This is a genomic window from Empedobacter sp. UBA7611, from assembly GCF_002484365.1.
GTDB classification, from domain to species: Bacteria; Bacteroidota; Bacteroidia; order Flavobacteriales; family Weeksellaceae; genus Empedobacter; species Empedobacter falsenii_B.
Genome location: NZ_DLJR01000037.1, coordinates 62,123 through 71,135, shown reverse-complemented (window position 1 = coordinate 71,135; position 9,013 = coordinate 62,123). Strand labels below are relative to the sequence as shown.

Annotated in this window: 8 protein-coding genes and 3 pseudogenes; 6 read left to right on the top strand and 5 right to left on the bottom strand. The window is 31.3% G+C overall.

The window, feature by feature from the left end:
- The 4 genes and pseudogenes from B3R94_RS05555 to B3R94_RS05540 all read right to left on the bottom strand — a co-directional run.
- Window positions 1–482, bottom strand: a pseudogene (locus B3R94_RS05555) (serine--tRNA ligase); the annotation flags it as partial.
- Window positions 483–797: 315 nt separating this feature from the next.
- Window positions 798–1,061 (bottom strand): hypothetical protein, encoded by a 264-nt coding sequence (locus B3R94_RS05550; RefSeq protein WP_280050890.1) that lies wholly within the window; start codon window positions 1,059–1,061, stop codon window positions 798–800.
- Between the two features lie 20 nt (window positions 1,062–1,081).
- On the bottom strand, window positions 1,082–2,206 hold the full coding sequence (locus tag B3R94_RS05545; protein ID WP_291099198.1) for an ATP-binding protein: 1,125 nt from the start codon (window positions 2,204–2,206) through the stop codon (window positions 1,082–1,084).
- An 18-nt stretch (window positions 2,207–2,224) separates the two neighbouring features.
- Window positions 2,225–2,797: pseudogene (locus B3R94_RS05540) on the bottom strand (copper homeostasis protein CutC).
- A 54-nt stretch (window positions 2,798–2,851) separates the two neighbouring features.
- Between B3R94_RS05540 and B3R94_RS05535 the strand changes: the two are divergent.
- The 5 genes and pseudogenes from B3R94_RS05535 to B3R94_RS05515 form a co-directional block, all read left to right on the top strand.
- Window positions 2,852–3,325, top strand: a pseudogene (locus tag B3R94_RS05535) (glycoside hydrolase domain-containing protein); the annotation flags it as partial.
- A 120-nt stretch (window positions 3,326–3,445) separates the two neighbouring features.
- The gene (locus B3R94_RS05530; protein WP_349680739.1) at window positions 3,446–4,099 is read left to right on the top strand and encodes a discoidin domain-containing protein; all 654 of its coding nucleotides are present in this window, start codon (window positions 3,446–3,448) and stop codon (window positions 4,097–4,099) included.
- Entirely contained in the window at window positions 4,099–4,692 is a 594-nt protein-coding gene (locus tag B3R94_RS05525; RefSeq protein ID WP_125349940.1) for a hypothetical protein, read from the top strand. The genes B3R94_RS05530 and B3R94_RS05525 overlap by 1 nt, the downstream gene beginning before the upstream one ends.
- Before the next feature lie 49 nt (window positions 4,693–4,741).
- Entirely contained in the window at window positions 4,742–5,158 is a 417-nt protein-coding gene (locus B3R94_RS05520) for a Fur family transcriptional regulator (protein WP_125349939.1), read from the top strand.
- A 58-nt stretch (window positions 5,159–5,216) separates the two neighbouring features.
- Window positions 5,217–7,151, top strand: coding sequence for a heavy metal translocating P-type ATPase (locus tag B3R94_RS05515; protein ID WP_280035246.1), 1,935 nt, complete (start codon window positions 5,217–5,219; stop codon window positions 7,149–7,151).
- Between the two features lie 28 nt (window positions 7,152–7,179).
- On the opposite strand, the gene B3R94_RS05510 is transcribed toward B3R94_RS05515, so the two are convergent.
- On the bottom strand, window positions 7,180–7,935 hold the full coding sequence (locus B3R94_RS05510) for a tyrosine-protein phosphatase (protein WP_280050893.1): 756 nt from the start codon (window positions 7,933–7,935) through the stop codon (window positions 7,180–7,182).
- 176 nt (window positions 7,936–8,111) lie between these two features.
- On the opposite strand from B3R94_RS05510, the gene B3R94_RS05505 reads away from it, so the two are divergent.
- Window positions 8,112–8,954, top strand: a complete 843-nt coding sequence (locus tag B3R94_RS05505; RefSeq protein WP_125349936.1) for a siderophore-interacting protein — start codon at window positions 8,112–8,114, stop codon at window positions 8,952–8,954.
- Window positions 8,955–9,013 lie beyond the last annotated feature (59 nt).

Below are 9,013 nucleotides of genomic sequence, written 5' to 3'. Positions count from 1 at the left end.
GTAATTTTAACACCTAATTCAAAATCAATGATGTTAAATTTCTTAGCAACTTCCCAGTGTGGCAAATTGTTTGGTTTTGCAGTTGCATCTCCGTGTTCAAAAACGATTTCATTATCATCAGCATCTTTTCCTGCTTTTACGATTTCGTTCGGAATATTCGGGATTTGATACAAAATATCTTTAACGGATGTTTCGTAAGACGATAATAAATCTTGTAACTCTTTTGATTGAGTTTTTAAATCAACCGTTTTGTTTTTTAATTCATTAGCCTCTTCCGATCTTCCATCTTTAAACAAATTACCAATTTCTTTTGCTAATTTGTTGGATTCAGCTAATACATTATCTAATTCAAATTGTGTTTTACGACGAAGTTCATCCACATTTAAAACTTCATCAACAAGATCTAATTGTTTGAAGTTACGTTTTTTTAGTCCTTCAATTACACGATCTTTGTTTTCTTGAATGTAAGAAACTACTAGCATACTTTTATTAAATTTATACAAATGTATAAATAATTAATTTTTTAGAATAAAGATTAAATGATTTAGGATCAAAAATTAATCAAAATCAATTAATTTTTAAATTTAACTGTCTTCATTAGATAAATAATTAACACAATGTTTTTTACAAAAAATATTCAAAAATTGTAAAATAATTTATAACTTATTTAAAATCAATTTTTTAAATTTTATTTATTGAGAATTGATTAATACAATTATATTACATTGATTTTACATGCTGTTGTTTACGTTTCGAAATACATTTGTCAAAGAAAATTAATCGAAAATTATTAATAATTAAAACAATAAAACAATGAAAAAATTTTTCGCAGTAGTTGCAGTAGCAGCTTTATCTTTAGGAGCAGTATCTTGTGGTGAGAAAAAAGCAGAAGAAGCACCAGCTAACGTTGATTCAGCAGCAGCAGTAGTTGATTCAGCAGCAGCAGTAGTTGACTCAGCAGCAGCAGTAGTTGACTCAGCAGCAGCTAAAGTTGATTCAGCAGCAACTGAAGCTCCAGCAAAATAATTTGAAATAACATTCAGATCATATAAAGAAACCACTTATTAGATAAGTGGTTTTTTTATGCTTTTTTGCGATGTAAATAGCGCGTTAACTTGATTGATAAATCTAAAAGTATAATTTTAGAATTACCATTTCGTTCGATATGATACGACGCTTCATTAATTTCATTTAAAATATCTTCGATATTTGCTCCATGTATAAAAGGCGCAAAACCTTGCCATTTAAAACCTCCTGCATTAATTTGCAAGAAAACTAAATCATCAGATTGATACGTTTTTAATAAAGCTTGACGAAAAATCTCGGAACAATAATTTAAAAAATCTTTTTGTTCACTTCTCGACCAACTTGCAATTTGATTCGACCAATCAATTAAATCTTTTAAAACAGTTGGAGTTTTCGCTGCCATAAACGCTTTTCGAACCCAAGTCACAAAATATTTATCGAATAAATGCTCATCATCATTCAATTGATGCAACGCTTCTCGTACATTTCCTTGCGATAAAAAAGCAATATGTTGCGCTTTTTCTGGATTAATATTTTTCTTCTCAACCAAATAGTTCTTTACATCCGATTGCGATAAACGTGGGATTTTGACTAATTGACAACGAGAAGTAATGGTTTGTAAAATCAAATCTTCACGTTCTGTTACCAATAAAAAAAGTGTTTTTTGAGGCGGTTCTTCAATTATTTTCAACAATTTATTTGCAGCTGCAGTAGTCATTTCCTCAGCTTGCCAAATAATCATGATTTTATAGCCTCCTTCGTAACTATTTAGCGCTAATGTTTTGACTATTTCATCCGCTTCATCAACAGGAATAACGCCTTGTTTTTTCTCAATACCAAGATGAGACATCCAATCCGTTAAATTTCCATAGACATTTTCGTCTACAAAAGTTCGCCAATCGTTTAATAAATACTTAGCAAGTGGCTTTTTTACACTTTCTGTTGCTGAATAAGGAAAAGAAAAATGTAAATCGGGATGTTGTAATTTATCAACTTTTAGATTGCATTGTTCGTTATTCAAACCGCACAAAACCTCGCGTGCATATGCAATAGCCAAAGCCAAAGTTCCCGAACCTTCTGAACCAGAAAATAGCTGCGCATGACTTATACGACCATCTTTTATAGATTGTTGAAGTTTGTTTTTAATCTCCTGTTGTCCAATTACATTTTCCCAAAGCATAGTCCAAAGTTACTATTTTTATTTTACAGAATTTATCAAACTTTTTAATCGATTGATTTCTTCTAAATTAGCAATTCCAGAATCGTCAATCATAGCTGACGAATGAAAGTAGGTTGCATGTGTATATGAATCAATTTCTTCAATATTTGTTGAGCGCAAACCACCTCCAGGCATAATTGTGATTTTATTTCCTGCTTTTTTAACTAGTTTTTTTAATTCACGTTTTCCGTAATTAACATCACTATCCAAGCCAGAAGTTAAAATGGTTTTGAATCCTAAATCAATCACCATTTGAAGTCAATCTTCAGCAGCAGAAGTTCTGTCAAAAGCTCGATGAAACGTACATGGAAAAGGTTTTGAAAGTTCAACTAATTCTTGATTTCGTTCAAAATCAATTTTATTATCTTCATTCAAAATTCCAAAAACAAAACCATCAATTCTAAAATTTTTAATCATAATAATATTAGATTTCATTTGTTCAAATTCTTCATCAGAATAACAAAAATCTCCACCACGAGGGCGAATCATCACCATAATATCTTTGTCTGTTTCTTTTCGCAATGTTTTGATATCTTCAAAATCTGGTGTAATTCAACCTGTTGAAGCATCGGCACATAACTCAAACGTGAAGTTAATAACAATTACACAGAAGCAAATGGTTGGCAATATACATTTTTCGCTCCTCAAGATATTAATGGAATGATTGATATTTATGGTGGAAAAGATGGTTTTGAGGCAAAATTGGATGAATTATTTAATGCACCATCAGAAACAACAGGTCGAGAACAAGTGGATGTTACGGGACTTATTGGACAATATGCGCAAGGAAATGAGCCGAGTCATCACGTAGCGTTTTTGTACAATTAAATTGATAAACCTGAAAAAACAAAAGAATTGGTTCATAAAATTTTGGACGAACATTATAAAAATTCGCCAGATGGATTAATTGGTAATGAAGATTGTGGACAGATGAGTGCGTGGTATGTTTTGGCTTCGATGGGAATTTACAGTGTTACGCCAGGTTCTGGAATGTGGACGACGGTCGAGCCATATTTTGATGAAATCACGATTAATTTAGAAGATGGAACGAAGCATGTAATCACAAAAAATAATTATAAAGAAAATCAATTTTTAGGATTTGAATTTTTGAAAGATAGAGAGATTAAACCTATTTCTGAAAGTGAAAAAATTGTAACAGTTCCAGTTTTGGTTGCTGAAGACAGATCATTTCAAAATAAAATGAATGTTGAAGTAAAATCTTCTGAACCAAATGCGAAAATTTATGTTTCTGTGAATGGTAAAAAAGCTGAAATCTATAAAAAACCAATTTCAATCAAAGAAACAACTACAATTTCTTCTTTTGTGGAAGTGAATGGAAAGAAAAGTAAAACAATTTCTGGAACATTTACTAAGAAACCAAATGATTATACAATTCAGTTGAATTCTACCTACACACCGCAATATCATGCAGGTGGACCGCAAGGTTTATTGGACGGAATTGTTGGTGATAGCAATTGGAAAAAAGGGGATTGGCAAGGATATTATGATCAAAATTTTGATGCAATTGTTGACATGAAAAAAGCGAAATCCGTTTCTTCGGTTGTCATGAATTTCTTACAAGATTCTCGTTCTTGGATTGTCTTACCTACAAAATTAGAAGTCTATACATCGAAAGATAATCAGAATTTTAAATTGGTTGGAATGTTAGAAAAACAAGTTGATGCATTTGATAATAACGTGTTTTCTGATTCATGGAAAGTTCAGTTCAAAGAAGAAAAAGCACGTTATATCAAGGTAAAAGCGACAAATTATGGTGCATTTCCAAAAGGTCATTTAGCAGAACCTTTTCAAGGAAAGTCGTATATTTTTGTAGATGAAATAACAGTGAAATAGTGAATAAAAAGTTAATTGTTTTTAATTTAATCGTTATTGGATTAATACTTTTATTTCCAATAATAAATTTTTGTTGGATACATAGTTCTTCAAATTATACTTTTTGGGATATTTATTATCAAACCGAATATCATGAAATTATTTACATTCTTATTGGAATAATTATTTTCTCAAGTTTAATTAGTTTGTTTAAATACAGTAAGTTGATTAATGTTAATTTAGTTTTAACTTCAGTTTTTTTAATGATTATAATTGGAGTATTTATAAATGACATAATTAAATTAAAAAAGGAAGAAAAAGAATACATAGAAAGAGCAAAAGAAGATATTAAAAATGATAAAATTATTTTTCTTCATTCAGGAGGATTTCCTTTACCAGAATTTAGTTCTGAAACCTATGCTAAAATTGACAGTATTCACAATAAATATGGAGTAGATTATATAAATATTGGAGTTTTAGATTTTAAACATGATAAATTAGAACTAAAATATGAAGAAACTGTAAAGCCTTATCTTGAAAAACGTAATGGTAAAGATTGGAAGAAACGAATGCAAAAAGAATTAGATGCAATAAAAAGGGAAAAACTTTATTAACTAAACTTTAGTTAACTTTTTCGTAACTTTATATTCGAAATCGAAGAAAATGCAAACAGAAATTTTAAACAAAACATTACAAAATCGTTCTATCAATCCGACTGCGATGCGATTGTTGGTCTTGGATAAACTGATGAATGCAGAAGTTGCGTTGAGTTTGGCTGATCTAGAAATTGAGATGGATCAAGCAGATCGAGTAACAATTTATCGAACCTTAAAAACGTTTGAAGAAAATAAATTAATTCATTCAATCGAGGACGGAACGGGGTCTATAAAATATGCGCTTTGCGAATCGAGTTGCAAATGTACGCCCGAGTTTACGCATGCTCATTTTCATTGTAACAATTGTAATCAGACGTTTTGTTTGAGAAATATTCATTTGCCAGAAATCAATCTACCCAAAAATTTCGAAGTCGAACAATCTTCATTTATTCTGAAAGGAGTATGTGATCAATGTAAATCCTAAACTTTGCAACCAGATTGCAGCAATAACTTTATAATTTTGAAATATAAATTTTTGAATTATGTCTAAAGCTTGTTGTAGTACGTCAAATGACGAACATAAAGATACTCATGATCACAATCACGAAGGTCATGACCACGAACACAATAATAGTAAAATTTTATTAGGTGCCAGTTTAGCTATTTTCTTTGCTGGGATTTTTGTTCAATATGTTTTAAAACCAACTTGGTTTGTTGATAATCAGACTATTCGTTTGATATGGTTTGGTATTTCTTATATTATAGTAGCATTTCCTGTTTGGGGAGAAGCCTTTAAATTAGCTAAAAAGCTAGATTTTTTCAATGAATTTTCGTTGATGGGAATTGCAACTTTAGGTGCTTTCATTATTGGCGAATATCCAGAAGGTGTAGCGGTAATGTTGTTTTATACAATTGGCGAAATGTTTCAGGAAGCTGCGGTTAATAAGGCAAAAGGAAATATCAAAGCCTTGTTAGATGTTCGTCCAGATACAGCACATGTTTTACGAAATGGTAATTTCGAAACAATAAAACCACAAGATGTGGTAATTGGAGAAACAATTCAGGTGAAAGTTGGGGAAAAAGTTCCGTTAGATGGAATTATGATTTCAGATAAAGGAAGCTTTAATACTGCTGCTTTGACGGGAGAAAGTAAGCCTTCAACTTATAAAACTGGAGAAACTGTTTTGGCAGGAATGTTAAATCTTGAAAATGTAATCGAGATTCAAACGACTAAAAAATTTGAAGATAGTTCGATTGCAAAAATCTTACAAATGGTTCAAGATGCAGCTTCTCGCAAAGCACCAACTGAATTATTTATCCGAAAATTTGCAAAAATATATACACCAATTGTTTTCTTTTTAGCTGCTGCTTTGGTGATTATTCCATACTTTTTTGTTGACAATTATGATTTTCATGATTGGTTGTACAGAGGTTTAGTTTTCTTGGTTGTTTCTTGTCCTTGTGCGTTGGTTATTTCGGTTCCGTTGGGTTATTTTGGTGGAATTGGAGCGGCTTCACGTAACGGAATTTTAGTAAAAGGTTCTAACTTTTTAGATTTAATGGCAAAAGTAAACACAGTTGTGATGGATAAAACTGGAACAATGACAGAAGGTGTTTTCGAAGTGCAAAAAATTGAAACGAATCTCCCTGAAAATGATTTTTTAAATCTTGTTTCGGCTTTAGAAAAGCAATCTACACATCCAATTGCGAAAGCGATTGTGGCAAGTCATCCATCAGAATTGAAAGCAATAGAGGTGGAAGAAATTTCTGGAAAAGGTTTGAAAGGAAAAGTTGATGGAAAAATAGTTTTAGCTGGAAATACTAAATTATTAGATTATTTCTCGATTCAATATCCACAAGAAATTCATGATATTGTAGAAAGCATTGTGGTGGTTGCAGTTGATGAAAAATATGCTGGATATATTACAATTGCTGATAAAATCAAGGAAGATGCGCAACAAGCAATTCAGAAAATGAAAGCTTTAGGTGTTTCGAAAACGATTATGTTGAGTGGAGATAAAAATACCATTACGCAAAAAGTTGCAAAAGAAGTTGGTGTTGATGAAGCTTTTGGTGGATTGTTACCAGAAGGAAAAGTAGAGAAAGTTGAAGCATTGAAAAAAGATCAAAATCAAGTGGTGGCTTTCGTAGGTGATGGAATCAATGATGCGCCTGTTCTAGCGCTTTCTGATGTCGGAATTGCGATGGGTGGACTTGGAAGCGATGCTGCGATAGAAACTGCAGATGTTGTAATCCAAACCGATCAACCTTCTAAAATTGCAACGGCGATAAAAATTGGTCGTGAAACAAAAAAGATTGTGATTCAGAATATCATTTTAGCAATGGGCGTTAAAATTATCGTGCTTTTCCTTGGAGCAGAAGGAATTGCCAATATGTGGGAAGCTGTTTTTGCAGATGTAGGTGTTGCTTTATTAGCAATTTTGAATGCTGTTCGAATTCAACGAATGAAATTTTAGATAAAAAATAAAGCGATCAATTGATCGCTTATTTTTTTATGTATAAATCTTTCATCAAATCTAAATCAACCTTTAAAATATCAGTTAAATAATTTTCGACTGAACCAAAATTCTTATTAATCGCTTCATAAGAGCTTTCCAAATATTCAGGTAAAACATCAATTAGATATTTATAATTCGGATCGATCTTTAAGATGTGTGCATATTTTTGTTCCAAAAAGATATTAGAAGCCAAGTAATCATCCATAATTGTATCTAAATCGACTTTCAAAGCAGATAAAATCATTGCTGTTGCAAATCCAGTTCGATCTTTTCCTGCAGTACAATGAAATAAAATTGGCGTTCTATTTTTATGTTGAATAATATCAAAAAAGCTTTTGTATTGCGTTTGACACGTCTTATCTAAAACAAAATCCTCGTAGATTTTACACATAAATTCTTTTGGATTTGAAATTCCAGCTTTGAATTGTTTCACTAAATTTTCGAAATGTCCAGAAGAAATATCCAAATGAACTTCGTGATTACAACTATTTGGAATGCGATCTTGATTTTTTAAACGTTCGTAAGTCGTGCGTAAATCAATAATTGTTCGAATTGGAAAATCGTTTAAAATCTCCAAATCATCATCTGTCAAATTTGCTAAATCATCAGATCGAATTAACAATCCTTTTCTAATGACTTCATTTTTTGTGTTAATTATTCCACCTAAATCTCTGCAATTAAATCCGCCTTCAAGTGGAAGAGTTCTTTGTCCGAGCGAGATTTCGCATAAAGTATTTTCCATTTTCTGTTCGTTTTTTAGGTTATTTTTAATATGTAAAAGTTAAGGTTAATTATTTAGTTATCATATTAAAATCGTATTAAAAAAAGTATAACTTTTTACTTTAACATTTTATTATTCTTATTCAATCTAAATTTACTTTATATTCGCATAGAATTAGAATAAATCTAAATAATCTGATGGGAGATAAAGTGAAAATTGCGAAGGAGAAGTTCATCTTAAAAAAGAAAGAATTTGTGACACCACATCTTATTCGCGTTCATTTGGAAAATGATGATGTATCTTTTTTTAAGGATACAACGTTGGGCGGAACATGTAAATTACTTTTTCCACCGCTTGGTATCCGTGATATTCACTACGCTGAGTATGATGAAGAGAATCAAAAATGGATTTCGCCATCAGAAAAATTTAAACCAGTTTCTCGTACCTATACGTTGCGCGATATTGATGCAAAAAACAATGTGATTGTGATTGATATTGCAAATCATGGATTGAATGGTCCAGGATCGCGTTGGGCAAATGAGGCGAAAGTTGGAGATATGATTGGAGTTTCGATGAAGTCGAAAAAAAAAGATTTGGCTCCAAAAACAGATTTCATTTTCTTGGCTGCAGATTTAACAGGCTTGCCTGTAATTTCAGCAATTATAGAGTCGCTTCCTGCTAAAACAAACGGAATTGTTTGTGTGGAAGTCCCAACAGAAGATGATATTCACCAAATTGAAACGAAAGCAAATTTAGAATTTAAATGGATTGTGAATCAAAATGTAGGAAGCGGAATAGCTTTATATAGTTTGACAAAAAATCAGAAATTTCCGAAACGCAAAGACGGAAAACGATTTGCTTATGTTGCGGGGGAATCTAAATCTGTAAAGGAAATAAAATCATTTTTTAAAGATGATTTAGAATGGAAAAAAGACGAATTTTATTGTACATCGCATTGGAAAGCAGGAAAAGCAGAGAAAAATGCATTAGAAAATTGTCACGATAAAATAGAACAAGAATTGTTGGTAAGAGTTTTCTAAAAACAAGAGGGATATTTAATCAAAAAGCTTTATCAGAAATGGTGAAGCTTTTTTTGATT

Excerpts from the sequence above, each read along its gene's own strand:
- B3R94_RS05520 (WP_125349939.1), top strand. The coding sequence starts at position 4,742 with ATGCAAACAGAAATTTTAAACAAAACATTACAAAATCGTTCTATCAAT.
- B3R94_RS05510 (WP_280050893.1), bottom strand. The coding sequence starts at position 7,935 with ATGGAAAATACTTTATGCGAAATCTCGCTCGGACAAAGAACTCTTCCA.
- B3R94_RS05505 (WP_125349936.1), top strand. The coding sequence starts at position 8,112 with ATGGGAGATAAAGTGAAAATTGCGAAGGAGAAGTTCATCTTAAAAAAG.
- B3R94_RS05530 (WP_349680739.1), top strand. The coding sequence starts at position 3,446 with ATGAATGTTGAAGTAAAATCTTCTGAACCAAATGCGAAAATTTATGTT.
- B3R94_RS05515 (WP_280035246.1), top strand. The coding sequence starts at position 5,217 with ATGTCTAAAGCTTGTTGTAGTACGTCAAATGACGAACATAAAGATACT.
- B3R94_RS05545 (WP_291099198.1), bottom strand. The coding sequence starts at position 2,206 with ATGCTTTGGGAAAATGTAATTGGACAACAGGAGATTAAAAACAAACTT.